Raw genomic sequence first — 26,349 nt, 5'->3', positions numbered from 1 at the left:
TCGAATAGCCTAATATGGACAGCGACTTTTACAAAGCCTATTTATTACATCGACGTCCCTACAGTGACTCGCAAGTAATGTTAGATATGCTGGTAGAAGGCGTTGGCCAGCTTAGAATGCTCGCACGAGTTAGTGGCCGCCAGGCCACTAAACACAAAGCCCAATTGCAACCATTTCAATCCTTACTCGTCCATTACAATGGCAAATACGATTTAAAATATATTAATAAATTTGAGCTCTACGGCAACCCGTTATTTCTAACTGGTGATAAGCTTTATTGTGGCTTTTATTTAAATGAGCTAACTAATCGCATTGTGCCGATTAATGAGCCCATTGATCAAGTTTTTCAACTTTATAAAACACACCTAGAAAACCTTAATAGCGGTACTGACATGCAAGCGGTACTGCGCTCTTATGAATTTCAATTGTTAGAGCTGCTAGGATATGGAGTCGATTTTAGTTTTGACGCTGACGGTGAGCCAATTGACGAGGCACAAACGTATAGTTACTTCGCAGAAGTAGGGTTTTCAGTGCAACATGACACGCGTTCTGGATTTACCGGTTCACAACTTAATGCCATAGCAAATCATGACTTTAGTCAAGCGGATGTGTTATATATGGCAAAGCAATTAAGTCGTTATTTATTAAAGCCATTATTGGGCAATAAGCCATTAAAAAGTCGTGAGTTATTTATTAGCTCTCAATAAACAAATTTCACAGGTACAAACATGAAAGATATTCTTCTAGGCGTGAATGTAGATCATATTGCAACGCTTCGCCAAGCTCGAGGTACTTCTTACCCAGATCCAGCCCATGCAGCCAGTGTTGCAGAGCATGCCGGTGCTGATGGTATTACGATTCATTTACGCGAAGACCGCAGACACATTCAAGACCGCGATGTGTATGTGATGGCTAAAACCATTCAAACACGCATGAACCTTGAAACCGCAATAACCGATGAAATGATTGCGATTGCACTTGAGGTTAAACCTGAATATGTATGCTTAGTACCTGAAAAACGTGAAGAGCTTACTACCGAAGGCGGCTTAGATGTAGCGGGTAATATTGATAAAATAGCCGCAGCGACTAAAACTCTAACGCAAGCCGGTATTAAAGTGTCATTGTTTATAGATGCCGATAAAGCGCAGTTAGACGCGGCAAAAGCCTGTGGTGCGCCTTATGTTGAAATTCATACCGGAGCCTATGCCGATGCCACCAACGATGAAGATACAGCAAAAGAGCTTGAACACATCCGTCAAGGCGTTAAGTATGCAGCGAGTATTGGCTTAATTGTTAATGCCGGCCATGGTTTGCACTACCACAACGTGAAGCCAATTGCAGCGATGCCAGAGATTTACGAGCTTAATATTGGTCACGCTATTATTGCCCGTGCAGCGATTGATGGTTTAGATAAAGCGGTGCGTGATATGAAACGCTTAATGCTTGAAGCCCGCGCTTAGAATTATAAATAACAATAGACAAGACGAGCTATAGCTCGTCTTTTTTATTGTTGTTATCAATGTTGGCATCAACAAGCAAGTTTTCCAGCTCGTCTTGAAGTTCAAACAGTTCGGGCTCTATATTATCAAGTACGCACTCATTTTTTAGTGACGTTTCGATCGTTTCCGCCAATGTTTTTAATTTTGGTACACCAGTATAGCAACACGCTCCATGAAATTTATGGATCACGCTGAGTACTTGAGGGCAGTCATTGCTGACTATTGCTTGATTTAATAAGTTTAGGGTTTCGGGCACGCTTAATAACAGCATGTTGAGCATTTCATTGGCTAATTCAGGTTTACCGCCAGCACGTTGCAGCGCCAACGCCCAATCAAGCCGAGTGCTATTAAAAGGCGCTGTGCTATGTTCAAATGTGTTTTTTGACTTATCACGGCTTACAGGTAATTGCGGGCTATGATCGCAAATAACTTGATTGAGCATATCTTCGTCAATTGGCTTGGTTAAATAGCCTTCAAAACCATCTTTTAATAATTGTTCTTTTTCACTATTGAGTGCATGCGCAGTTACGGCAATAATAGGTGTATCTTCATTTAAAGATGACTCTTTAATGAGTTTACAGGCTGTAATGCCATCCATTATCGGCATTTGAATATCCATAAAAATCACATCATATTTATGACTTTTACTTAGGCTATAAGCTTGTGAACCATTATGGGCAGTATCAATCAATTCCACCTGTTCGTTTAGTAGGGTGTATATTAATTTTAAATTAGCGTCGTTATCATCTACCACTAATACTTTTAATGGCAGTAGAGTTTGTTCATGCTGATCTATGTTATGCGCCGGGTGATCAAGTCGATAGGGTGCGGCTAATAACTCACATAATTTACGATGGTTGAGCGGTTTACTTAAACAGGCATCTGCACCGCTGCCTATAAAAGCTTCACGCATATTGTGCGATACAGTATTAAGCATTAAATATAAATAATCGGTTGATTCTCTAACCGCTTTTACATAGCTTTTTAAGCGCTGCATATCATCAACCGATGCCATGTGACCAATAAGGCATATATCAAAATTAATCTCTGATTTCTCGATACACTCTAAAAATTCACTTTCGCTATGACATCGAGTGACGCTAATTTTCCACTCTTGTAATAATGAAACAACGGCATGATGGGTATGCTTATGTGGCTCTAGATAAAGAACACGTTTACCAATTAATGACTGGGTAGGCAAATCGTTGATAAATACATGATTTGGTAATCTAAATACGCCATTAAAAGTAAAGCATGTGCCACTACCTGGAGCTGAATTTAAGGTAATACGGCCATTCATTGCTTCAACAATATGTTTAGTAATAATAAGCCCTAAGCCAGTGCCACCAAATTTACGGGTGATACTGGAGTCGGCTTGGCCAAAGGCGGTAAATAACGCGTCTTGTTTATCGGCAGGAATACCCACCCCGGTGTCAGCCACCGACACTAAAATGGAAGTACGCTCCTCATCCAACAAACGATGGCTAATATCGACTTTAATGGCGCCTTTTTCAGTAAATTTTATCGCGTTACTTAATAGGTTAATAAGTACTTGTTTAAATCGAGTGGGGTCGCCGGTTAAGTGATCGGGCACCTGAGGGTTTATATAAATAGAGAGCTCAAGTTGTTTGTCGTGAGCGCTAGGTGCCAGTAATGTCATCACTTCGTTTACGCTATCGCGTAATTGAAATTGAATCGATTCAAGCTCCATAGCACCCGCTTCTAATTTGGAGAAGTCTAATATATCGCTAATAATGGTCAGTAAGCTGTTTGCTGAAAGCTCAATGGTATCAAGGTAATCTTTTTGGTTTTTATTTAGCGGTGTTTTATAAAGCTGGCGAGTAAAGCCAATAACCCCATTAAGTGGTGTGCGCAATTCATGACTCATTTTTGCTAAAAAGTCAGACTTAACGCGGTTAGCATCTTGGGCTTCTTTTTTAGCCATAGTGAGCTGTATATTTTGTGTTTCGTATTGCTCAAGCGTTTCGCGGTAATCACTAGTTGCTTGATCAATATTTTTTTGCATTTCGTCTTTTTGCATCACCATAGAGTGGGATATGGTATTGAGTCCTTCACGCAATAGTTCAAACTCACCATTCATGGGCTCAGTTAACCCTGTTTGTCTTTTACCTTCAATTAACCTGTCGGTAGCAAGTACTAACTTATTTAGCGGTGTCATAAACATACGGCTAAGTTTTAGTGCTAAAATAGCAGCTAATACTAAGGCGAGAATAATAATAATACCGCTGACTAATAATGCGCGTTGCTGGCCAATAACAGCTTTGTCGCGATTAAGTTGGATCACCACGGTACCTAATGTGGTCTGAAACTCAGAAGTATTCCAGTCGCTATTGGGTGTTGTATGGTTAATGATAGGGGTAAAAAAAGTCACTAACTCTTCAGTTTGCTGAACATGTGTGGCTTTAAAACTGTCAATTTGCGTTTGCTCAATTAAGGTATCGAACGAGCGATGATAATTACTGGTTATAATAAGTTGGTTGTTATCATTAAAAATAGCAATTGATTTGACCGCTGGTGAGTGTTTGTTATGTGTATAACGAATAACACGGTTAAGTAGTTTTTTATTTTTTTCCAGTAAAGGTTGTTCAAGAGCAATCGCTAAAGGCTCAGAAATTGTTGTGCCTTGTTGATATAAAATTTCATCAAGCTCAATGTAACGATTTATTGTAAAATAACCACCTAGTAATAGCCCAATGATCACTGTGGGGATCAGGGTGAGTGTTAAAACAGAATCGCGCAAGCCTAGTTTGGTCATAATCTGAGCATTATTATCATTTTTATTAAATGTGAGTATATACATACTCATAGCTATTCTCAAAGTAGAGACGTAATTCATCAACCTTTAAGGTAATGCCTCATGGCACAAATATTTAAAGCAAAGAAAAAACCACTACAACAGCAATCGCTTGAACTCGATATTACAGCAATGGATCACCATGGCCGTGGTATTGCTAAGTACAATAATAAAGTGTGTTTTGTTAGTGGAGCATTACCTGGGGAGCGAGTAAAAGCTAAGTTAGTTGATGATAAAGCACGTTACAGCCAAGCTGATACGCTTAAAATAATTAAAGCCAGTGAATATCGCACAGTTCCTATTTGCGAGCATTACAGCCAGTGTGGAGGTTGCCAGCTACAGCATTTAGATGCCACACAGCAGGTAATTGAAAAGCAAGCAGCGGTGAATCAATTATTTGCCAAGTTTGCAAAATTAACCGATTTAAACTGGCAAGCTCCGCTGCTAAGCCAAGCAACTCATTATCGACGCAGTGCTCGGATTGCTGTTATGTTCGATAAGGCTGCAAAAAAAATGCGGGTAGGCTACAGAGCAAATGCTTCTAAAAGTATTGTTAGTATTAATCAGTGCCCAGTTTTAAGTGATGTATTTGCCGATGTATTTAATGTATTTGATAAAGTCATTAATCAAAACAAGACGCTGCATAGTATTAGTCATTTACAGTTATGTGCCGCTGATGAACAATATTTTATTGTTATCCGCCATACCAAAGCGATTTCACCCCATGATAAGGCGTTTGTTGAGCAAAGTGTAATAGCTCATAATTGGCAATTAGTGTGGCAAAGTGACAGTGATACTATTGATCATTCACATTTAGCTATGCCATTTTATAAACTTGAGCAGTTAAATATAACGTTTGAATTTGGGCTCAGTAACTTTATTCAGGTTAACGCGAGTGTAAATCAAGCGATGCTGCTTCAAGCTGCAAACTGGTTAGCACTTCAAGGTGATGAAAATGTTCTGGATTTATTTTGTGGTATTGGTAACTTCTCTTTAGTGCTAGCCAAACAAGCTAAAACAGTAACAGGAATTGAGGGCGTAACTTCGGCGGTTGCATTAGCAACACAAAATGCGCACACTAACTCTATTACTAATACCCAGTTTCATTGTTTTGATTTAACCACGAGCATTAAAAAAGCGCCGTGGTTTAATAAAGAATTAGATGTTTTAGTGCTTGACCCTTCACGCACTGGTGCGATGGCAGTTTTAGAGCAGCTTCCATTAACGCAGTTTAAAGCGATTTTATACGTTTCTTGCGACCCTGTTACTTTAGCCCGTGACAGCGCTATTATTTCGCAAGCCGGTTTTGAGCTGAATAAAATAGGGCTAATGAATATGTTTCCTCACACGGGGCATATCGAAACTATGGCGTTATTTCAACGGAGGTAAAGCGCATTATGGTAGCGACACGTCAATCTCATCAACATGACAAAGCGGGTGACTTTTTTTCGCGCGTAGAATCTCTTGATTTGTCTCAGGAAAAAATTAGCTTACTCAACAAAGCGCAGCAGCTTTGCCAAACGTGCGATAACAGCGAGCGACAAAATACCGCTATAGAAATGGTAGAGATTTTAGTTGAGCTAAATTTAGATGCTGACTCTTTAGCCACTGCTTATTTAACCCCTTATTATTTAAATGATGTAGTGAGCATTGATGCGGTAGAAGAGCATTTAGGCAACCATGTTGCAGTACTGCTTACAGGTGTGTCACAAATGGCGACCATAAGTACCTTAGCTCATCAAGGCAACGGCACTGTGCAAGTCGATAATATTCGCCGGATGCTGCTTGCTATGGTGGAAGATGTGCGCGCTGTGGTGATTAAATTAGCCGAACAGGTTTGCCATTTACGCAACGTCAAAGATGCCGCAGAAGAAGAGCGAGTAGTTGCCGCCAAAGAGACCGCTGATATATTTGCACCACTTGCGAATCGTCTTGGTATTGGTCAATTAAAATGGGAGCTTGAGGATTTAGCTTTTCGTTATTTGCACCCCGATATTTATAAAAATATTGCTAAGCAGCTCGATGATAAGCGCCTTGCCCGTGAAGCGTATATGGTTGATATGGTTGAACAGGTCAAACAACGCCTCCATGAAGCGGGTATCAAAGCTGAGGTGTACGGCAGGCCAAAACATATCTACAGCATTTACAAAAAAATGGCGAAAAAGAACTACGAGTTTGATCAGCTATTTGATATACGCGCCATGCGAATTGTGGTTGAACGATTACAAGACTGCTACGGTGCTCTAGGTATAGTGCACACTAATTGGCGTCATTTAAATAAAGAGTTTGACGATTACGTTGCGACTCCAAAACAAAATGGCTATCAATCTATTCATACGGTTGTGTTTGGTCCTGAGGGTAAAACCGTTGAAATTCAAATACGAACGCACGACATGCATCAAGATGCAGAGCTGGGTGTCGCCGCGCATTGGATGTACAAAGAGGGCGCATTACCAGGGCGTGGTTCAGGCTATGAGCAAAAAATTAGCTGGTTGCGTAAGTTACTGCAATGGCAAGAAGAAGTGGTCGATGGCAGCGACTTAGCACAAGAGCTTAAAAACCAAGTGGTTGAAGACCGCGTCTATGTGTTTACCCCTCGAGGCGATATTTTTGACTTACCACTGGGAGCAACACCTCTTGATTTTGCTTACTACATTCACTCCAATGTAGGGCATCGATGTATTGGTGCAAAAATATTTGGCAAAATAGTGCCATTTACTCATCAGTTAAGCACTGGTGACCAAGTTGAAATACTAACCCAAAAGCAGCCAAACCCAAGCCGTGATTGGTTAAATCCATCGTTAGGTTACATTAAATCGTCTCGCGCTAGAGCCAAAATTCACCATTGGTTTAAACAGCTCGACCGCGATAAAAATTTAAGTGCGGGTAAAGAAATCCTTGATAACGAATTACAAAAATTAGAGCTAACTTATAAAGATTTAGATCCTGCTATAAAGCGTTTTAATTTTAGAGAACTTGATGACTTAATGGTCGCCATTGGCGCAGGCGATATTCGTCTTAACCAAATGCTTAACTTTATTACTGACAGAACAGAGCATGAGCCGGTAATTCGTTTCAAATCGCCTAGTAAAGTGACTGGTGATAAAAACGGTATTGTAGTGGATGGGGTCGGCAGTTTAATGAGCCATGTTGCGCGTTGTTGTCGCCCAGTACCTGGTGATGAAATAATTGGTTATATTACTCAAGGACGCGGTATTGCGGTTCACCGAGAGGATTGTGATTCGTTTAGTAATTTAAAAAACAAGCACCCCGAGCGTGTTATTTCAGTGAGTTGGTCAGATGATATTAGTAGCTCTTATGCCTTAACTATTCGTATTGAAGCCAGCGATCGTTCTGGGCTAATTCGTGACATCAGCTCAGCACTTGCCAATGAAAAAGTTAATGTGCTCAATATGAACGTAAACACGGTTGATAGCACTCAAACTGCTATTTTTGTGATGCAAATTGAAGTGCATGACTTACAGGGCACTAATAAAGTGCTGTCTAAGCTACATCAGATCGAAGGGGTACACAGTGCAAAACGAGGGCAGTAATCAGGCTAACAATGAGGCTTTAAGCCAACTGCTGGAAATAATGCAAACACTGAGAAACCCTGAGGGCGGATGCCCTTGGGATCTCAAGCAAACGTTTGCGTCAATCGTACCTCACACTCTTGAAGAAGCCTATGAAGTGGCTGATTGTATTGAGCGCGACGATTTAAGTGAACTTAAAGGTGAACTAGGTGATCTGTTATTTCAAATCGTGTTTTATGCGCAACTAGCGCAAGAGCAGCAATTATTTGATTTTAACGATGTGGTAAACACGTTAAATGAGAAGCTAGTGCGCCGTCATCCGCATGTATTTTCATCGCAAGACACACCCACAACTGATGCCGAATTAGCTGCGCAATGGCAAGCAATAAAAGCACAAGAGCGTGCTACTAGACCCCAAGATAAAAGCTCAACACTTTGGCAAGATATACCAAACAGTTTACCTAGCTTAACAAAAGCTAAAAAAATTCAACAACGTGTAGCCGCTTTAGGCTTTGATTGGCCTACTTTTCATGGAGCTATAGATAAGGTGAGTGAGGAAGTTGAGGAAGTGAAAGAAGCCTTAGAACATGACCCTTACTCAGACCATACAGCAGAAGAACTAGGTGATTTGTTGTTTGCTACCGTGAATGTAGCGCGCCATGTTAAACGTGATCCAGAGCAATTGCTTCGCAGTGCCAACGATAAGTTTTCTGCACGATTTGAAAAGGTGCAAAATTACTTAATTGCTCAGGGTAAATGTATTGAGTCAGCGTCTTTAGAGGAAATGGATGCGGCATGGGATGCAATAAAAAAATTAAATAAATAGGGACATAAAAAATGTCTGTTTTTTGTGCACAGATTTGCTATTTATAGCTGGATTGCTTAGCTATGTTTTGGTACAATTTCGCCCCGTCTTGTTTATATTCCAAAATCACTTGTTTGGGTATTATATTCCTTTTAATTCCTGATATTCTAGGGTTCGCATGAGTACAAAATTTATCTTCGTTACTGGCGGAGTTGTTTCTTCGTTGGGTAAAGGTATTGCAGCAGCATCATTGGCCGCTATTTTAGAAGCCCGTGGCTTAGATGTTACCATTCTAAAGCTGGATCCTTACATCAACGTTGACCCAGGCACAATGAGCCCAATTCAACACGGTGAAGTATACGTTACCGAAGACGGCGCAGAAACTGACCTTGATTTAGGTCACTACGAACGTTTTATTCGCACCAAAATGACCAGCCGTAATAACTTTACGCAGGGGCGCGTATATGAAGATGTACTACGTCGTGAAAGACGTGGCGAATATCTTGGCGCAACTATTCAGGTTATTCCTCATATTACCAATGACATTAAGCAACGTGTTTATGATGGCGCAGAAGGCCATGATATAGCAATCGTTGAAATTGGTGGTACGGTAGGCGATATTGAATCACAACCATTTATCGAAGCAATTCGTCAAATGGGTACAGAAATTGGTCGTGAACGCGCACTTTTCATTCACTTAACGCTAGTGCCATTCTTAGGCCCTGCCGGTGAAGTGAAAACAAAACCAACTCAGCACTCAGTTAAAGAGTTACGCTCGGTAGGCATTCAACCAGATATTCTTATTTGTCGCTCAGACCGTAAGCTGCCAAATAACGAGCGTGCAAAAATTGCACTGTTCACAAACGTTGAAGAAAAAGCAGTTATTTCACTACCCGATGTAGATAGTATTTATAAAATCCCTGCGTTATTAAAATCGCAAGAGTTAGATAACTTTGTATGTCGTCGTTTTCATTTAGACGCGCCTGAAGCGGATTTAGCTGAGTGGGAACAAGTATTGTATCAAGAGTCTAACCCAACGGGTGAAGTGACAATTGGTATGGTAGGTAAATACATTGAATTACCAGATGCATACAAATCAGTAAACGAAGCATTAAAGCATGCGGGACTGAAAAATCGTTTAACTATTAATATCCAATACGTTGATTCACAAGACATAGAAACCAAAGGAACTGATGTACTTTCTCGTTTAGATGCTATTTTAGTACCGGGTGGTTTTGGTGGTCGTGGGGTTGAAGGTAAGATCTTAGCGGCTAAATATGCCCGTGAAAACAAAGTGCCTTACCTAGGTATTTGTTTAGGTATGCAGGTTGCGCTTATTGAATACGCACGAAATGTTGCTGGTTTAGTTGATGCAAACTCAACTGAATTTAACGCAAATTCAGAGTCACCAGTGGTTGGTTTAATTACCGAGTGGTTAGATGCTGAAGGTAATGTTGAACTACGTGACGAAAAGTCTGATTTAGGTGGCACTATGCGTTTAGGCGCACAAAAATGTCATTTAACACCAGGCTCTAAGGTGCATGGCGTGTATGGCAGCGACGAGATTGTTGAACGTCATCGTCACCGTTATGAAGTTAACAACAACTTTGTAGCACAGCTTGAGCAAGCTGGTTTGAGCTTTACAGGTTTATCTGAAGATAAAAAACTAGTAGAGATTATTGAGAATAAAGATCACCCTTGGTTTATTGCAGCGCAATTCCACCCGGAATTCACTTCAACACCACGTGATGGTCACCCGCTATTTGAAGGGTTTGTAGCTGCGGCTCATACCTACCAAAAAGCGTCTTCGTAATATAAAAAGGCTGTGCATGATGCGCGGCCTTTTTTGTTTCTAAGGCTAGCCAAACTGAGGTTAGCCGCACTCACCATTTTGGGAATATAGAGGAATCAAGATGTCAGAAATCGTAAAAGTAATCGGTCGTGAAATTATGGACTCGCGTGGTAACCCAACTGTTGAAGCTGAAGTATATTTAGCTGATGGTTCGTGGGGCCGTGCTGCTGCACCTTCAGGTGCATCTACAGGAACTCGCGAAGCATTAGAATTACGTGATGGTGATAAAGCGCGTTACTTAGGTAAAGGCGTATTAAAAGCGGTTGGCTTCATTAATAATGAAATTGCAGAAACGCTAAAAGGTCAAAACGCACTTGCTCAAAGTGATGTAGACCAAGTAATGCTTGATTTAGATGGTACTGAAAACAAAGAAAAACTAGGTGCTAATGCTATTTTAGCGGTTTCACTTGCTAACGCAAAAGCGGCTGCACAATCTAAAAAAGTAGAGCTATACGAGCACATTGCTGACATAAATGGCACGCCAGGTGTTTACTCTATGCCACTACCAATGATGAACATCATCAACGGCGGTGAGCACGCTGATAACTCAGTAGATATTCAAGAATTTATGGTTCAGCCAGTAGGTGCTACTAACTTCCGTGAAGCATTGCGTATGGGTGCTGAAGTATTTCATAGCCTAGCTAAGGTACTTAAAGCAGATGGACATTCAACAGCTGTAGGTGACGAAGGTGGTTTTGCACCAAACCTTGCATCAAACGAAGCTGCACTTGCAGCTATTAAAGTGGCTGTTGCAAATGCCGGTTATGAGCTTGGTAAAGATATTACCCTTGCACTTGATTGTGCGGCCTCTGAGTTTTATAACAAAGAAGCAAATATCTATGACCTTAAAGGTGAAGGTAAGCAATTTACATCTGAAGAGTTTAACCACTTCTTAAAAGATTTAACTGAGCAATACCCAATTGTATCAATCGAAGATGGCTTAGATGAGTCTGATTGGGATGGCTTTGCACACCAAACTAAACTAATGGGCGATAAAGTTCAATTAGTGGGTGATGACTTATTCGTAACCAATACTAAGATTTTAAAACGCGGTATTGATAACGGTATTGCCAATTCAATCTTAATTAAATTTAACCAAATTGGTTCACTAACAGAGACGTTAGCAGCAATCAAAATGGCAAAAGATGCAGGTTTTACAGTGGTTATTTCTCACCGCTCTGGTGAAACTGAAGATGCAACTATTGCTGATTTAGCGGTAGGTACTGCTGCAGGTCAAATTAAAACGGGTTCATTAAGCCGTTCAGATCGTGTTGCTAAGTACAACCAATTGCTACGTATTGAAGAGCAATTAGGCGCTAAAGCACCGTACAATGGTTTAAAAGAAGTTAAAGGTCAGTAATATTTATTTTTAACTCCGGTTAAGGTAAATGTTCAACTTTGATTTATAAATCCCCGCCCATGTGGGGATTTTTTGTAAAAAATAGCAAAAAAGGACAAAGAAACGGGCTACGAGCATCGAGCTACGGGCGTTAAACAAGCCTAACGTTAGTTACTTTTCATCAATTAAAGCTGAAATTGCTGCTTTAAAATCTCGCCGGTAAAACTGGTTTTTAAGTAAAAACCACGCGGCAAGGTTTTAATTATTTTCCCATTTGGGCCTATGGCATCGGTAACAATATGGCTATTCGCTGCTTTTGGGCGTATTTGCATTACATCCCCTAAATGACCTGAAATTTCATCAACTCTACCAAGGGCTATAAGCTCCATTTGTTCTTCCCAGTCTCGCTGCAATTGTGCATCTTGCGCGGGGGAAGGTTGCCATAAAAAGCCACTGCCAATGGTTCTATCAAACGGTGCTATATCGCGCTCGCCTAAAATAGGTAGCCATAAAACATGATTCAACTTTTTTCGAACATTACTTGAGTGCCAGGTCGTACCGGTTACATTTATTAACGGGGTTACCGACACAAAGGTGGTTTCTAATGGTTTGCCTTTATATGAAATGGGCAGTGTTTTAAGCTCTATGCCTAAATCTTCAAAGTCGGGGAGCGGTTTTGAACCAGCGGTTGCGCCTAATACATACTCAATCAGTTGACCTGTCCAGCCTTTTTCACGCAATAAATCATCTGGCGTTTTAAAATGGTACTGCTGTGCTAGTTGTCCAAGTGTGAGCCCTGCAATATTATTGACACGTTGCATTAGTTGATTAATTGAGTGAGGTTTTAAAGGTTGCATACTGTTAATTTAGTTGAATAAATACCAACGCCATGATAGCAAATTAGCTTGATAGTGGATATCTTTAGCGGTTGGTTGATTTTTATACGTGCTGTGATTGGTGCAATTTTATGCACTGCTTTAAAACGCTAAAATTAACTAAGTAACTGAACTACATTGTTTTTTTTGTTTTTGGTGTTCAGTTTTAATTAAGGTCTATAATTGTTGTAAGGATAAATACAGATGTATAAACATGTTTATCCACAGATTCTGTGGAGAACATCACTTTTTTGATCTTGTATTGTGGATTTGTTTGCTAAATGAGCGTGTTTTACAAAAGTTATGCACAAGCTGTGAGTAACCAGCACAAACAGTGTGGTTTTTATGTATTTACGTATGGCTGTGTTGTTTGTTATTCACATGCAATGGATTTCGCCATTAATTTGCCTTAAGCGAAGGTGTTAACGAGGCTTGCACGTAATAGTATTTGCCGTATTGCAGCTAATGTGGAACAATCATAAAAAATCGACTTACAAATGAGGCACTAAGGTGATTGATGCCGAAGGTTTTCGTGCCAATGTCGGAATTGTAATTTGCAATAATCAGGGGCAAGTGTTTTGGGCCAGACGCTATGGTCAACATTCTTGGCAATTTCCCCAAGGTGGTGTTGATGATGGTGAAACACCAGAACAAACTATGTACCGTGAATTACACGAAGAAGTAGGTTTGCGACCAGAAGATGTAGAAATAGTTGCAAGCTCAAAACATTGGTTACGCTATAAATTACCCAAACGATTAATCCGCCGAGATTCAAGTCCGGTGTGTATTGGGCAAAAACAAAAATGGTTTTTATTGAAACTACGCTGCAAAGATGAAGATGTTAATTTACTAAAAACCCATCACCCAGAATTTGATGATTGGCGGTGGGTGAGTTATTGGTATCCGGTTAGGCAGGTTGTGTCGTTTAAACGGGATGTTTATCGACGTGTTATGAAAGAGTTTGCTCCTTTTGCTATGCCTTTTAATAAGCGAGAGCAACAAAAAGATCACTGGCGGAATAAAAGGTAGTTTTTCATAAAAAGGAGCAGTGTATGCTGGCAACACTCAGAACGATAGCTGAGTCTGTTTCGCAACAAGCGAATTTAGACGATGCGTTAGTGTGCTTTGTGAAAATGGTAAAAGATGCCATGAATACCCAGTGCTGCTCCATTTATTTTGCCGATTATAGCCAAGATAACTTTGTACTAATGGCCTCATCAGGGTTAAATCCTGATGCGGTAGGCAAGTTTAGAATTGGCTTTACCGAAGGTTTAGTAGGGCTTGTTGCCCAGCGTGAAGAAGCAATTAATATTGCCTTTGCCAAGTCGCATCCTCGCTTTAAGCTCTCCCCAGAAGTTAATGAAGAAGGCTATAACGCCTTTTTGTCCGTGCCTGTTGTTCATCAAAAAAAAGTGTTAGGTGTTATTGTTGTTCAACAGAAAATGGCGCGGGTATTTTCTCAAGATGAGGAGTCGTTTTTAATTACGCTTTCTGCGCAGTTAGCTTCGCAATTAGCCCACGCCGAAATAAAAGAAGTATTACGCCAAGATGAGTCATCCCATCAAACATCAGTATTAAAAGGGGTTTCTAGCGCGCCAGGTATAAGTATTGGTAAAGCTTTTGTTGTTATTCCTAAACTTAATTTTAAGTCTATAGAACTTACTAAGAATAACGATGTTATTGAACAGCGTCGTTTATTTACACAAGCGGTTGCTGCAACGCGCAAAGAATTTAGCACCTTATCGATGACATTGAGCGACAGCATACCGCAAGAGGCGTTGGCTGTATTTGATGTGTATCAGCAATTATTAGATGCTAAAAGTTTAGGTCATAATGTAGAGGCTCAATTACAAGAAGGGTGGTGTGCTAAAAGTGCATTAAAAATTGTGATTGAACGTTTAGTTGCGCAGTTTAACGAAATGCAAGACCCTTATATTAAAGAGCGTGCGGTTGATGTTAAAGACATTGGTTTACGGGTGCTGCATCATTTAGTGAATACCGAGCATGCAATAAAAGACTACCCTGAAAACACCATTTTAATAGCGCATACATTAACACCAGCTATGTTAGCTGAGGTACCCAATGAGCGTTTGGCTGGGGTTGTGAGCATTAATGGTTCAGCCAACAGCCATGCCTCTATTTTAACCCGCGCTATGGGCGTGCCGGCGATTTGGGGTATCGAAGATTTACCGCTATTGCAGTTTGATAGCAAAGAAATGATTTTAGATGCTTTTGCTGGGCGTTTATATATTTCGCCTTCGCAAATGCTTATTGATGAGTATACAGAATTACAACATCAAGATAACTTACTCAATAATCGTTTTTTAGAAGAACAAGCATTGCCTTCAATCACGTTAGACGGTGAGCATATTAGTTTGTTACTTAATGCAGGGCTTGAGCTTAATACTCAACAAAATAGCGCCCATATTTGTGATGGTGTTGGTCTTTACAGAACCGAAGCATGGTTTATGCAAAAGGGACAGTTTCCTTCGCAGCAAGAACAAGAAAACTGGTATCGAGAAGTACTTAGTAGCTATTACCCTAACCCCGTTGTTATGCGAACGTTAGATATTGGTGGCGACAAAGTTTTAGATTATTTTAATATCACTGAAGAAAACCCATTTTTAGGATGGCGTGGTATTAGAATTAGCCTTGACCATCCCGAGCTTTTTTTAGATCAGCTCAAAGCGATGTTAAAAGCCAATATTGGCTTAGGTAATTTAAAAATAATGCTGCCGATGATCAGTGGTACTGATGAGGTTGAAGAGTCACTGGCACTATTTAAACAAGCTTATTATGAGTTAAGTGAAGCATTTCCTGAGCAACTTATAGAAAAGCCTGATATTGGCATCATGCTTGAGGTACCTTCAAGTGTATTTATGCTGCCAGAGTGGTCTAAAAAAGTCGATTTTTGCTCAGTAGGTAGTAACGACTTAACTCAGTATTTATTAGCCGTAGATAGGGCAAATGCCCGTGTAGCCGATTTATTTAACCCTTATCACCCCGCGGTATTGCGTGTATTAAATAATATTGCCAGCGAGTGTGAGCATTATGAATTGCCCTTTAGTCTATGTGGTGAGCTCGGCGGCGACCCCGAGGGCGCAATATTACTGATTGCTATGGGGTATAGACGTTTAAGCATGAACTTATCGTCGCTAAACAAAGTGAAGTGGGTGCTAAGACGCTTAAATGTAAGCGACATGGAACAGTTACTGAGCGATTGTTTGGCACAGCCTAACGCTAAACAAGTACTACGGTTAACCCGTAATTTTATGATAGAGCATCAGCTAGGTGATTTATTTTATACACCTAAATGATAGAGCTGTAATTGTTTATATAATCAATTAAAATATACATATAATTAAATGTATTAGAGATAACTATGTATGAACTAGGACTTCTAGTTGCAAGTTGTGCGCTGTTAGGTTGCATTGTTGGTTTTTTAGCAGGGCTACTAGGCATAGGCGGTGGTTTAATTATTGTGCCAGTGCTAAGTAGTTTGTTACTTAGTTTTGACGTGGCCGCTGCCGATCATGTGTTAGTTATCGCTATTGCAACATCGTTAGCCTCTATTTTATTTACTTCCACTTCTTCAGCGTTAGCTCATCATAAAAATGATAATGTGCCTTGGGAAATTGCACCTTGGGTTATGTCGGGCGTGGCCGTTGGCGCATTAATTAGTGGCTTTGCTGCCAGCTTTATCCCTGAGAAAATGTTAAGAACGGTCTTTGCGGTCAGTGTGGTTTTTATTGCGATGAGAATGGTACTTTCTGCTCGAAATAAAGTGAACGCAGAACACCCTTTACCTGCAGGCCCCGTACTGGGAGGTATTAGTGCGGTAATGGGCTCACTGTCTGGGTTAATTGGCATTGGTGGCGGTGCATTACTTGTGCCTATGTTGCATTATTTTTCGGTTGATATTAAAAAGGCAATTGGTTGCGCTGCTGCATGTGGTATTGTAATTGCCTTTTTTGGCTCTATCGGTTACATCAGCGCTGGTTGGTATGTAACGGACTTAACGCATGGTTTTATGGGGTTTGTATATTTACCCGCTTTATTTGGGATTGTTATTACCTCATGGTTTATAGCGCCTATAGGGGCTAAGGCAACACATTACTTACCTGTGAATACAATTAAGAAAGTTTTCGCGATGTTACTGGTTTTCATCGCTATTAAAATGGTTTTTAGCTAAAGGTTTATTTTTATGGCACTGGAGTTTCCTCAAATTGATCCAATAATATTTTCTGTTGGACCACTTAGCGTTCGTTGGTATGGGTTAATGTACTTAATTGGTTTTGCGTTTGCGATGTGGTTTGCTAATCGTCAAGCGAAGAAACCAGGGTCGGGTTGGACTAAAGACGAAGTCAGTGATTTACTCTTTTACGGCATGCTGGGCGTTATATTAGGTGGGCGTGTTGGATATGTTCTGTTTTATCAATTTAGTTACTTCATTGAAAACCCCTTGTATTTATTTAGAATCGATCAAGGTGGCATGTCGTTTCATGGCGGCACACTGGGGGTGATCACTGCGATTGCTATTTTTGCTTACAAGCGTAAAAAGTCGTTATTGCAAGTTGGTGATTTTGTAGCACCTTTAGTGCCTGTTGGTTTACTTGCTGGGCGTATAGGTAACTTTATTAACGGCGAATTATGGGGTCGTACTACCGATGTTCCTTGGGCAATGGTATTTCCAACTGGAGGCCCGCTTGCACGCCACCCATCACAACTTTATGAAGCTTTTTTTGAAGGGCTGGTATTGTTTGTCATATTATTGTGGTTTATAAAGCGTCCTCGTCCTGCGGGAAGTGTGTCGGGTTTGTTTTTACTAGGTTACGGCGTATTTAGGTTTGGTATTGAGTATTTTCGCCAACCAGATGCACAACTGGGGTTATTTGCCGACTTCATTTCAATGGGGCAAATCCTATCGTTACCTATGATCATTGGCGGGTTAGGCTTACTTATTTGGGCCTATAAACAACCACAATCGCAAACAGCGGCAAAAGTTTAAAAGAAGAAGTTAGATGAAACAATATTTAGAATTATGTCAGCGTATTGTTGACCAAGGACAGTGGGTTGAAAATAAACGCACCGGTACACGTTGTTTAACGGTTATAAACGCTGATTTAGAATACGATGTGGCGAATAATCAGTTTCCTATGATCACTACTCGAAAGAGCTATTACAAAGCGGCTATTGCTGAGTTGTTAGGGTATTTAAGAGGGTACGACAGTGCTGAGCAGTTTCGTAATATAGGCTGTAAAACATGGGATGCTAATGCCAATGAAAATAATGCTTGGCTCAATAACCCTAACCGTAAAGGTGAGGACGATATGGGGCGCGTTTACGGCGTTCAAGGTCGTGGCTGGCAACGCCCTGATGGTTCAACACTGGATCAACTGGCAAAGGTCATCAATAATTTAAAAAGTGGCATAGATGATCGCGGCGAAATTATTACATTTTATAACCCCGGTGAGTTTGAACTTGGTTGCTTGCGCCCATGCATGCATACACATACCTTTTCGTTATTAGGTGATACTCTGTATTTAACCTCATATCAACGCAGTTGTGATGTTCCACTAGGACTTAATTTTAACCAAATTCAATGTTTTGTATTACTTGCGTTAGTTGCGCAAATTACCGGCCATAAAGCGGGTAAGGCATACCATAAAATCACCAATGCCCATATTTATGAAAATCAGCTCGATTTAATGCGAGATGTGCAATTAAAGCGTGAGCCATTTGCTTCTCCCCAATTAAAAATCAACCCAGAGATTAAGTCACTCGAAGACATTGAAACATGGGTAACACGTGATGACTTTGAGGTGGTTGGCTATCAATGCCATGAAGCGATTCAGTACCCATTTTCAGTTTAAAAAATAAGGAGAGCATAATGAAAGCAGTGATCCCTGTAGCGGGCCTTGGAACACGAATGTTGCCGGCCACTAAAGCAATTCCAAAAGAAATGCTGCCAGTTGTAGACCGTCCACTTATTCAATACGTTGTTAGCGAAGCCGTTGCCGCTGGCATTAAAGAGATAGTGTTAGTAACGCATTCGAGTAAAAACTCAATTGAAAACCATTTCGATACTAGCTTTGAGCTTGAGGCAACGTTAGAGAAACGTGTAAAGCGGCAATTACTTGCCGAAATACAGTCTATTTGCCCTAAGGACGTGACGATTATTCATGTGCGTCAAGGTGAGGCGAAAGGGTTAGGTCACGCTATTAACTGTGCAGCCCCTATTATAGGGGATGAACCTTTTGTAGTTATTTTACCCGACGTTATTATCGATGAAGTGGAAAGTGATTTAACAAAAGATAATTTAGCGGAAATGATCACTCGTTTTGAGCAAAGTAAACACAGCCAAATTATGGTTGAGCCAGTACCTAAAGATCAAGTAGATAAATTTGGTGTTGTTGATTTAGGTGATGTTGAGTTAAACCAAGGTGAGAGCTCACCCATTAAGAGCATGGTAGAAAAACCACCTGTTGACGAGGCACCTTCAAACCTTGCTGTGGTTGGTCGTTACGTGTTGAGTAAAAATATTTGGCCATTATTAGCTAAAACACCACAAGGTGCAGGTGATGAGATTCAGCTGACTGATGCAATTGCGATGCTTATGCAAGATGAAAAAGTAGACGCTTATGCTATTAAAGGCCGAAGCCATGACTGTGGTAGTAAAGTTGGTTATTTGAAGGCGACAATAGAATTTGCTTTGCGCCGTGATGAATTTGCTGATGAGCTTAAAACCTTTATTAAAACATTAATTTAAATAAACTTATCATTATTCAAAGCGCCTACATGGCGCTTTTTTTGATTGTAAAATCGCTTTTACAGACATTTAATTATAACTATTTTTGCAGTTATACAGACAGATCTGGGTTTGTAATGTAATCTTTATGTTAACTAAAGTTGTTTTTTAGTTAACGTGCTTTATTAGGCCAATTGTAAATTGGCTCAACTTAGCGGTCGAAACTGTTGAAAGAGAAACAATCAATGTGTGAATACAGCGTAAAGTATCACCGATATTTAGTTATAGCTTTACTTATGTTAATAGGGAGTGGTTGTACGATATCGCCTGATAAAACCTCATTAAATGAAAGGGTTAGAGATTCACCCGAATATGTAACTATCACCGCAGTTGAACTTGCACAGCTAAAAGATGCCGCTTTGCAATGGCAACAAGCACGTTCTGGTATAGAGAGACTATTAAAGTTAGAACGTGAGCTTACATATTTAGTTGATAATTTAGATATTATTAACAGTAAAGCAATAGCGAAATCTAACCAAGCTGTTAGCAATCGCTATGCTCGCTCATCAATTAAGGCTAATACCTCGCCAGACCTCAGGCATGGTAATAACTACGCAAGCACCTCAGATAACGTTGAACGACCGAGACAAAGATATAGTAACCGTTATGTAAAACCGACTGGTAGGGACGCTCTAAAAAATCAGCGATATAGCAGCCGCTATGCTAGTGTTCCTACAAAAATAATTACAGCTCCTTCAAAAAGCTACAGTAAACGAACTGTTCGCTCGCCAGTGAAAGCGATTAGTTCTAGGGTGAACAAAAAGATTGCCTCTAAAATATCGATGGCAACAAAAGTGGCAATGGTAGATAAAAACAAAAAAGTATTTGCCTTACAGGTAGCGTCCCTTGATTCAGAAGAAAGTGTTGCTAAAGAGTGGAAGCACATTAACAAAAAAGCAGCGCCTTTGTTTAAGGATAAAATCACGACAAACATTGAAAAAGCAAAAGTTAATAACAAAACCTATTATCGATTAAAATTAGGTGAGTATTTTAACTTTAAAAGTGCTGAGGATGATTGTGAGGTATTTAAATTCTATAAAGTTGATTGCTTTGTGAGTAACTACACTGACAAACCAATTAGATTATAAATTATTTATTTGGCGCTTTTATTGCATAATAGCTAGAGCTCGTTTTTTGTAATAGGTGCTTTAAAGTGAAACTTCGTTTAATAATATTACTAATACCATTTGCATTAGCTGGTTGTAGCAACCAGCTAATGCCCGTCGACTCACAAAGCGACAAGCTTGTGCGTGAAAAAGATATAAAACCTTACTTAGAGCAATGGGATAACAACAAAGAGCAGATAGCGCGTTTAAGCACCATGGAAGAGGACTTATCATTACTGATTCAAGCTCTTTCTGCACAAACAGATATTGATACCGTACCTGAGCCATTGAAAGAGAAGGTAAAACGTGTTGAATATGGCTCTAAGCAATCTTTACAACTCTCCTCAGAAACTGCCTTAGCCGATAACACTATCAGTACAAACAAAGCAATTTACGGTGTACAAATTGGACGTTATTTAGTTTCTAACGGAGCCAAAAGGCAAGTACAGCGACTAAAAGAGCAATACCCTCAGTTAAACAGTATTTTACAATACCGCATTAATGAGCAACAAAAGGAATCAACAACGTTTTATAGTGTTGTAGCAGGCCCGCTGAAAAATCAACAGCAAGCGGCGCAGTTGTGTTTGTTTTTTTACAAAATAGGTAATAAGTGTACCTTAGCGACATTTTCAGAGGATGTTTAAGGTTTTTTTTCGCTTATTTTTTCATCCTGTTATTATAAATCAAAATAAAGTAAATATTTTCTAACTTTTTAGTGATTTTGGCCGATACTTAACATAACCTGACTAACAGGTTTATACTTTATGTCTAAGGGAAAACTATGAACAAAATATTTACTAAAGCAGCGTTAGCTGCATCAATGACTGTTCTTTCTTTCGGTGCGGCTGCAGAAACTGCTTCTTTTCAAGCGGGTGTTACAGTTCAAAACGCATTCACCTTTACGAATGATGCACCACTAGATTTTGGTACAATCAGGGCTTCAGGTGATTTAACTGGGACGGAGACTGCAACATTAGTATTAGCCGCAAACCCTGCTACTGCTCCTACAACGGCTTCTACAGATGCAACCGCAGCTGAAATTGCAATTTTAGTAGCAGGTACACCAGCCTCATTCTCAATTTCAGGTGTGTCTCCTTTTGGTACATTGACCATTACAAATCCGACTGAAACTGCGATTGCGCCTGATACAGCACCTGCGGGCACTGCTGCATTTACTTTGGGCACTCCAACGTATTATGTGTTAACTGGTGCGACGCCTAACAGTGCAGCTACAACGACCATTCAGGTCGATTCAGCTGGCGAAGCAACTTTTAATTTTGGTGCAACATTAACCACAACAGCGGTTACTGCAACTAGTGATTATATCGATGGATCATACAGTGGCACGTTTACATTAGAATTAAATTACTAATGGGCAAAGCCTGCTTTATTGTATAAAGCAGGCTACTTTATGAAATTAATTTTACTCATACTAGCAGCTTTTTTAACTACTGATTTATACGCACAAGTTACACCGCTTGAGCAATTGGACTTTGGTAAAATTGTTATCAGTGATAACCAAAGTGTTAGCTCTATGACCTTGTTGCCCAGTAACACAAATACTTTAACCAATAAGATATATTTACTTGAAAAAGGCCATGCAGCCGAATTGTTGCTTGAAGGATATCCTGCACGTATCCAGGTAAACGTGAGTGACTTTGTAAGTGATCAGCCCCTAAATAACATTTTTGGTGGCGCGCCACTGATTTTAAATCAACTCATTTATAATGCGACCATTACAACCGATACCACAGGAACTGCTTTATTGAGAGTAGGAGGGCAATTAAGTACCTCAGGTGACGGAAATACTTATAAAGATGGTATCTTTGATACTACAATTGAAGTGACGCTAAATTATTAGACAACTAGAGATGTTGATAAAATGACAATAATAAAAACTTTTTTTATCTTAGTAAGCTTTATCTTAACTAGCTTCCATTCTTATGCAAACTTACTTATTTCCCCAACAAGAGTAAATTTTGATGAGCGTCAGCGTGTTGCTAAAGTCATTGTTGTTAATAACTCTAATGAAGCAAAAACTTATAGATTGGAGTGGCAAGACAAAGTTGCACTAGCTGGCGGAGGGTATGCTAATTTAGCGGCTGATCAAGAAAGTTCAGCTTCACTTAAAAATATGGTTAGGATTAGCCCATCGCAAGTTAGATTAGCGCCAGGAGAAAGGCAGATTGTTAAGCTTGCTATTCGAAAGCCTAAAGGTTTACTAGAACAGGAATACCGATCTCACCTAGCATTTAAAGCACTCCCTAATGAAACTCAAATCCAGCAACAAAGACTTGGTATTAATTTGAAATTACTATTAAGTTACACTATCCCTGTTATTTTGCGTAAAGGCGCTGAAATACCTAATGTTAATATTAGCAATTTACAGCTTATACACAGCCCAGAAAAAAAAGCGCTTGAGATTGAAATTAAGCGAGAAGGGGGCTTTAGCTCTTTTGGCAAGTTAGAAGTTTTCTTCAAGCAAAAAGGAATGGATACAGAGAAAAAGATCTCCATGTTAAACGATTTTAGTATTTACCCTGAGCTAAAAACAACAACGGCGACGATACCAATTTTTGTAGATCAAAACATCCCGAAAGATGGCGAAATTCGCGTAATTTATACAGGGCTTAAAGAATATCGCGATACTATTTTTAGTGAAAAGGTTGCGCCAATTAATAATGCAATTATCGGTAATTTGAAATAGGCGATGTATTACTTTAAGCGTTTAAAGTGGTTGTTGATCATTTTTTTATCAATTGACCCCTTATTAGCAGCAGAGCCTGACACTCAGGCCATTCTTGCTAGCATAAAAAAAATAGATAAAAAATGGCAGCAATACAACACTGATCAAGCTGTAAATGAAAGAACAGAGCCTGAGCTTAATGTGCGGCAAGGTGAGGGCATCCCCGAAGGGGAGTTATTATTTTTTTCATCGTTCGTGAAAAAAAATTACCTGGGTGAAATGCTCGGGGTGAAAAGTAAAACCGGTGTATTAATAGATTTATTAAGTTTTTCAGAAAGCCTTGATTTTGCTATCGATATAAATAGCGATGACCTTATTGCTCAAGGCTGGTTTATTCGTGAAGATAATCAGTTTTATCTAGACCTAAATACAAATACAGTACAAATTAACGGCGCTAGATATTCATTTAACAGCCAACAAGCTTATGCTGATAACGGCGATATGTTTGTTGATAGTAACTTGCTAGCGCAGTGGTTTTCGTTAGATATTGATATTGAATATTCAGCACTTGAGCTAAATGTAAGCTCCCCCACCAAATTGCCTATAGAATTAAAACGCGAAAGAGAGCAGCGAGAAACTGTAACTAATAGAGAGTCACGTCAAGCAATATTACCTTGGAAGGCCAGTCCATACAGTGCAATTTCATCTCCTCTTGCTGATGTGCAGCTTAGTGCAACCAAGAGTAATACGGATTCAGCGATAGGGTACTCTGTATTAGGGTCAAATGACTTAGCCTATTTTAATGCTCAGTATTTTTTTGCAGGGCGAAAACAAGATTTACTATCAGATTCAAGATTATCATTTAGCCGTCAAAGTAAAGATGCACGGTTATTAGGTCCCTTAAATGCGACAACTGTTCAATTTGGAGATGTATTAGCAACTCAAATCGGTAAACAATTTAATAGTAGTTACGCCAGAGGAATAAAAGTTGATAACAAACCACTTTTTAAACAGGTTAATAGTAATCAAATTAATTTAACGGGTGCTATTCAACCAGGGTGGGATGTTGAGTTATACCGCAATGATGTACTGCTAGCGCAGCAGTTTAGTTTAGCTGATGGGCGTTATTTATTTGAAGATATTGATTTATTGTTTGGCGCTAATAATTTTGAGCTGATTTTTTATGGTCCACAAGGGCAAGTAGAGCGAAAAACAGAGCAATACTTTATAGATGGTAATAGTTTATCAGCAGATGAATCGTTTTATGAGTTGTCAATTACTGAGCAAGGTGAACAGTTATTCAATCAGTCACTTTATTCGACACAAGGTAAAGGTTGGCAGCTAGCAGGTCGTTATGAAACGGGGTTAACTGATTATTTATCGGTTTATGCTGGTACATCAATATTAAATAGTAATTCGAGTGATAATGTTAACAATTATGCTTTTGGTTCAAACCTAAGTATATTTGATAAAGTATTACTTAATCTAGATTATGAAAAAAATAATAACGATGAAGATAAGCTAGAGGTAGCTGCTAGAGGTGAGTTAATTGGTCAATCAGTACGGTTAAGCCTGTCTCAAAACAATGAAAAGATAACTGATGATTCGCAGACAGCGAAAGTTGAAAGTTATCAATTATATACGGCAGGAAAGTTGTTTGATAAATCGTTTGGAAGCTTAAGCTATCAAAATACGCTCGCATATAACAGCAGAGAATTTAGCGACTCATATCTAAGTGTTGATAATACCTTATCGTATAATTTAGGTGGGACCGTTGTTAGTAACAACTTAATTTGGCGAAAATTTGATTCTTTAGATGATGCAACAACACTTGGCAGCATGCGTCTTCAACATCGATTTGGTAAAACATACACTCGTTTTAGTGTTGACTATAGCGCAGACTCCGGTTCGACTATACTGGGCTACCAAGCAGAATTAAGCCGTAGTTTATCTCAGAATTTACAATCTGAATTCACACTAAGAAACTCCCGTATAAATGATTTAGTTTCTATGGAACTGGGTCTAAATTGGCAAAGCGATAGTTTTAGCTTAAATAGCACAATGAGTTACGACGATGATGATAATTGGCGGCTAGGTTTATTTAGTCGCTTTAGTATTGGTTTTGATGCGAACACTGACGAGTACTTTTTAAGTAAAAGAAGCCTCGCAAACTCTGGCACTTTAATGGTTAGAGTCTTTCTTGATTCAAATAATAACAATATTCAAGATGACGGAGAAAAGGGAATTGAAGGCGTTAAGGTAAAAGGAGTTCAAAACTATCGCCGAGCTGTAACCAACGAAAATGGTTTAGCAATACTTAAAGGAATGCCAGCAAATAGAACCACCGACATAGTGATAGAGCCTGGTAGTATTAGTGAGCCTTTTTTAGTTGCCGCCAACGATGGCTTTTCAATTACACCTCGTGCCGGTTTTGTTGAATATATGGAAATCCCGCTTAATAATAGCAGTGAATTAGAGGGAACTGTTTACAAACAAGATGAGCAAGGCAGCACTGAAGTACAGCCTTTTGCTACCGTAAAATTACTCGACAAACAAGGCAAGCAAGTGGCACAAACGCAGGCTGCTTATGATGGTTATTATTTGTTTACCGATTTACGCCCTGGCGAATATAAAGCGGTTATAGATGATGAATTTAAGCAACGTAAGTCTTTAAAAGATACGCAACAGGTGGTGGTTAAGTTACCAGCGCAAGGTGAAGTAGTAATGGGCGTTGACTTTGAGCTTAAAGAAAAAACACAAACTCCAGCGTATATTGCTAATGCGGGTGGGTTTTCATCATTGCCAATTATGAAAGCGTATTATCAATTAATTAAACGTCATTTAAATGAGCAATCAAAGCGTGATGCTTTTTATATTAAAGACGAAAAACAAAAACGGTATATTTTAGCCGTCGCTTATGCCGAGTCTGCGCAAGGGGAGCTTGAACAAGTATGTGCAGAATTAAAAGTAAAAGGCTTGAACTGCCAAGTCCAAGCGCAACTTATTAGCCACTAATAACAATAAGGTTTAA

21 protein-coding genes are annotated in these 26,349 nt (G+C 39.6%); 19 read left to right on the top strand and 2 right to left on the bottom strand.

All coding sequences use genetic code 11. The annotated features are described in order from the left end of the window. Window positions 1-14: 14 nt before the first annotated feature. Complete coding sequence (gene recO, locus AC0VZ5_RS11990; protein WP_010387802.1) at window positions 15-707, top strand: DNA repair protein RecO; 693 nt, start codon at window positions 15-17, stop codon at window positions 705-707. Window positions 708-728: 21 nt separating this feature from the next. Beyond that, complete coding sequence (gene pdxJ / locus AC0VZ5_RS11985; RefSeq protein WP_475473004.1) at window positions 729-1,460, top strand: pyridoxine 5'-phosphate synthase; 732 nt, start codon at window positions 729-731, stop codon at window positions 1,458-1,460. Between the two features lie 28 nt (window positions 1,461-1,488). Here pdxJ and barA read toward each other — a convergent pair whose 3' ends face one another. Next, entirely contained in the window at window positions 1,489-4,275 is a 2,787-nt protein-coding gene (gene barA, locus AC0VZ5_RS11980; RefSeq protein WP_475474759.1) for a two-component sensor histidine kinase BarA, read from the bottom strand. 102 nt (window positions 4,276-4,377) lie between these two features. Here barA and rlmD point away from each other — a divergent pair, with 102 nt between their 5' ends. From rlmD to eno, 5 genes are all read left to right on the top strand, one after another. Further along, a complete protein-coding gene (gene rlmD, locus AC0VZ5_RS11975; RefSeq protein ID WP_475473002.1) occupies window positions 4,378-5,703 on the top strand; it encodes a 23S rRNA (uracil(1939)-C(5))-methyltransferase RlmD in 1,326 nt (441 codons plus the stop codon). Window positions 5,704-5,711: 8 nt separating this feature from the next. Beyond that, entirely contained in the window at window positions 5,712-7,868 is a 2,157-nt protein-coding gene (relA, locus tag AC0VZ5_RS11970) for a GTP diphosphokinase (RefSeq protein WP_010387807.1), read from the top strand. Next, the gene (gene mazG, locus AC0VZ5_RS11965) at window positions 7,849-8,673 is read left to right on the top strand and encodes a nucleoside triphosphate pyrophosphohydrolase (protein ID WP_475473000.1); all 825 of its coding nucleotides are present in this window, start codon (window positions 7,849-7,851) and stop codon (window positions 8,671-8,673) included. Before relA ends, mazG begins: the two co-directional genes overlap by 20 nt. A gap of 157 nt (window positions 8,674-8,830) precedes the next feature. Further along, window positions 8,831-10,465 carry a CTP synthase gene (locus tag AC0VZ5_RS11960; RefSeq protein ID WP_138608144.1) on the top strand — a complete coding sequence of 545 codons (1,635 nt, stop codon included), beginning with the start codon at window positions 8,831-8,833 and terminating at the stop codon, window positions 10,463-10,465. 100 nt (window positions 10,466-10,565) lie between these two features. Continuing rightward, entirely contained in the window at window positions 10,566-11,864 is a 1,299-nt protein-coding gene (gene eno, locus AC0VZ5_RS11955; protein WP_475472997.1) for a phosphopyruvate hydratase, read from the top strand. Window positions 11,865-12,028: 164 nt separating this feature from the next. Here the strand turns inward: eno and mutH are convergent, their stop codons facing one another. Next, the gene (gene mutH / locus AC0VZ5_RS11950) at window positions 12,029-12,700 is read right to left on the bottom strand and encodes a DNA mismatch repair endonuclease MutH (protein ID WP_138608140.1); all 672 of its coding nucleotides are present in this window, start codon (window positions 12,698-12,700) and stop codon (window positions 12,029-12,031) included. A 528-nt stretch (window positions 12,701-13,228) separates the two neighbouring features. On the opposite strand from mutH, the gene rppH reads away from it, so the two are divergent. The 12 genes from rppH to AC0VZ5_RS11890 all read left to right on the top strand — a co-directional run bounded on the left by rppH (window position 13,229) and on the right by AC0VZ5_RS11890 (window position 26,333). After that, window positions 13,229-13,747: an RNA pyrophosphohydrolase gene (gene rppH, locus AC0VZ5_RS11945; protein ID WP_008111786.1), complete on the top strand. Its 519-nt coding sequence runs from the start codon at window positions 13,229-13,231 to the stop codon at window positions 13,745-13,747. Window positions 13,748-13,770: 23 nt separating this feature from the next. Continuing rightward, on the top strand, window positions 13,771-16,035 hold the full coding sequence (ptsP, locus tag AC0VZ5_RS11940) for a phosphoenolpyruvate--protein phosphotransferase (RefSeq protein WP_178956443.1): 2,265 nt from the start codon (window positions 13,771-13,773) through the stop codon (window positions 16,033-16,035). A gap of 65 nt (window positions 16,036-16,100) precedes the next feature. Next, entirely contained in the window at window positions 16,101-16,910 is an 810-nt protein-coding gene (locus tag AC0VZ5_RS11935; protein WP_138608136.1) for a sulfite exporter TauE/SafE family protein, read from the top strand. A gap of 12 nt (window positions 16,911-16,922) precedes the next feature. Beyond that, window positions 16,923-17,726 carry a prolipoprotein diacylglyceryl transferase gene (gene lgt / locus AC0VZ5_RS11930; protein WP_055013228.1) on the top strand — a complete coding sequence of 268 codons (804 nt, stop codon included), beginning with the start codon at window positions 16,923-16,925 and terminating at the stop codon, window positions 17,724-17,726. Between the two features lie 13 nt (window positions 17,727-17,739). Continuing rightward, on the top strand, window positions 17,740-18,591 hold the full coding sequence (locus tag AC0VZ5_RS11925) for a thymidylate synthase (protein ID WP_138608133.1): 852 nt from the start codon (window positions 17,740-17,742) through the stop codon (window positions 18,589-18,591). Between the two features lie 17 nt (window positions 18,592-18,608). Next, entirely contained in the window at window positions 18,609-19,487 is an 879-nt protein-coding gene (galU, locus tag AC0VZ5_RS11920; RefSeq protein WP_138608132.1) for a UTP--glucose-1-phosphate uridylyltransferase GalU, read from the top strand. Between the two features lie 275 nt (window positions 19,488-19,762). Continuing rightward, on the top strand, window positions 19,763-20,614 hold the full coding sequence (locus tag AC0VZ5_RS11915; RefSeq protein WP_475472992.1) for an SPOR domain-containing protein: 852 nt from the start codon (window positions 19,763-19,765) through the stop codon (window positions 20,612-20,614). A gap of 65 nt (window positions 20,615-20,679) precedes the next feature. Beyond that, a complete protein-coding gene (locus AC0VZ5_RS11910; protein WP_475472990.1) occupies window positions 20,680-21,276 on the top strand; it encodes an SPOR domain-containing protein in 597 nt (198 codons plus the stop codon). Between the two features lie 137 nt (window positions 21,277-21,413). Then, on the top strand, window positions 21,414-22,004 hold the full coding sequence (locus AC0VZ5_RS11905) for a DUF4402 domain-containing protein (protein ID WP_138608128.1): 591 nt from the start codon (window positions 21,414-21,416) through the stop codon (window positions 22,002-22,004). A 39-nt stretch (window positions 22,005-22,043) separates the two neighbouring features. Then, a complete protein-coding gene (locus AC0VZ5_RS11900) occupies window positions 22,044-22,493 on the top strand; it encodes a DUF4402 domain-containing protein (RefSeq protein WP_178956439.1) in 450 nt (149 codons plus the stop codon). Between the two features lie 21 nt (window positions 22,494-22,514). Next, window positions 22,515-23,339: a fimbrial biogenesis chaperone gene (locus AC0VZ5_RS11895; protein WP_475472988.1), complete on the top strand. Its 825-nt coding sequence runs from the start codon at window positions 22,515-22,517 to the stop codon at window positions 23,337-23,339. Between the two features lie 33 nt (window positions 23,340-23,372). Further along, window positions 23,373-26,333 carry a hypothetical protein gene (locus AC0VZ5_RS11890; RefSeq protein ID WP_475472986.1) on the top strand — a complete coding sequence of 987 codons (2,961 nt, stop codon included), beginning with the start codon at window positions 23,373-23,375 and terminating at the stop codon, window positions 26,331-26,333. Window positions 26,334-26,349 lie beyond the last annotated feature (16 nt).

The sequence above is a fragment of the Pseudoalteromonas sp. QJM3NY_12 genome (assembly GCF_056173165.1).
Note: the sequence above shows the minus strand (reverse complement) of the source record. Positions and strands in the feature narration are given on the sequence as shown.

What these genes read in the sequence shown, in the direction of transcription:
- AC0VZ5_RS11935 (WP_138608136.1), top strand. Translation starts at nt 16,101, where the DNA reads ATGTATGAACTAGGACTTCTAGTTGCAAGTTGTGCGCTGTTAGGTTGC.
- recO (WP_010387802.1), top strand. Translation starts at nt 15, where the DNA reads ATGGACAGCGACTTTTACAAAGCCTATTTATTACATCGACGTCCCTAC.
- rlmD (WP_475473002.1), top strand. Translation starts at nt 4,378, where the DNA reads ATGGCACAAATATTTAAAGCAAAGAAAAAACCACTACAACAGCAATCG.
- AC0VZ5_RS11905 (WP_138608128.1), top strand. Translation starts at nt 21,414, where the DNA reads ATGAACAAAATATTTACTAAAGCAGCGTTAGCTGCATCAATGACTGTT.
- relA (WP_010387807.1), top strand. Translation starts at nt 5,712, where the DNA reads ATGGTAGCGACACGTCAATCTCATCAACATGACAAAGCGGGTGACTTT.
- lgt (WP_055013228.1), top strand. Translation starts at nt 16,923, where the DNA reads ATGGCACTGGAGTTTCCTCAAATTGATCCAATAATATTTTCTGTTGGA.
- AC0VZ5_RS11900 (WP_178956439.1), top strand. Translation starts at nt 22,044, where the DNA reads ATGAAATTAATTTTACTCATACTAGCAGCTTTTTTAACTACTGATTTA.
- galU (WP_138608132.1), top strand. Translation starts at nt 18,609, where the DNA reads ATGAAAGCAGTGATCCCTGTAGCGGGCCTTGGAACACGAATGTTGCCG.
- mutH (WP_138608140.1), bottom strand. Translation starts at nt 12,700, where the DNA reads ATGCAACCTTTAAAACCTCACTCAATTAATCAACTAATGCAACGTGTC.
- pdxJ (WP_475473004.1), top strand. Translation starts at nt 729, where the DNA reads ATGAAAGATATTCTTCTAGGCGTGAATGTAGATCATATTGCAACGCTT.
- AC0VZ5_RS11960 (WP_138608144.1), top strand. Translation starts at nt 8,831, where the DNA reads ATGAGTACAAAATTTATCTTCGTTACTGGCGGAGTTGTTTCTTCGTTG.
- AC0VZ5_RS11915 (WP_475472992.1), top strand. Translation starts at nt 19,763, where the DNA reads ATGTTAATAGGGAGTGGTTGTACGATATCGCCTGATAAAACCTCATTA.
- AC0VZ5_RS11925 (WP_138608133.1), top strand. Translation starts at nt 17,740, where the DNA reads ATGAAACAATATTTAGAATTATGTCAGCGTATTGTTGACCAAGGACAG.
- AC0VZ5_RS11895 (WP_475472988.1), top strand. Translation starts at nt 22,515, where the DNA reads ATGACAATAATAAAAACTTTTTTTATCTTAGTAAGCTTTATCTTAACT.
- eno (WP_475472997.1), top strand. Translation starts at nt 10,566, where the DNA reads ATGTCAGAAATCGTAAAAGTAATCGGTCGTGAAATTATGGACTCGCGT.
- barA (WP_475474759.1), bottom strand. Translation starts at nt 4,275, where the DNA reads ATGACCAAACTAGGCTTGCGCGATTCTGTTTTAACACTCACCCTGATC.
- ptsP (WP_178956443.1), top strand. Translation starts at nt 13,771, where the DNA reads ATGCTGGCAACACTCAGAACGATAGCTGAGTCTGTTTCGCAACAAGCG.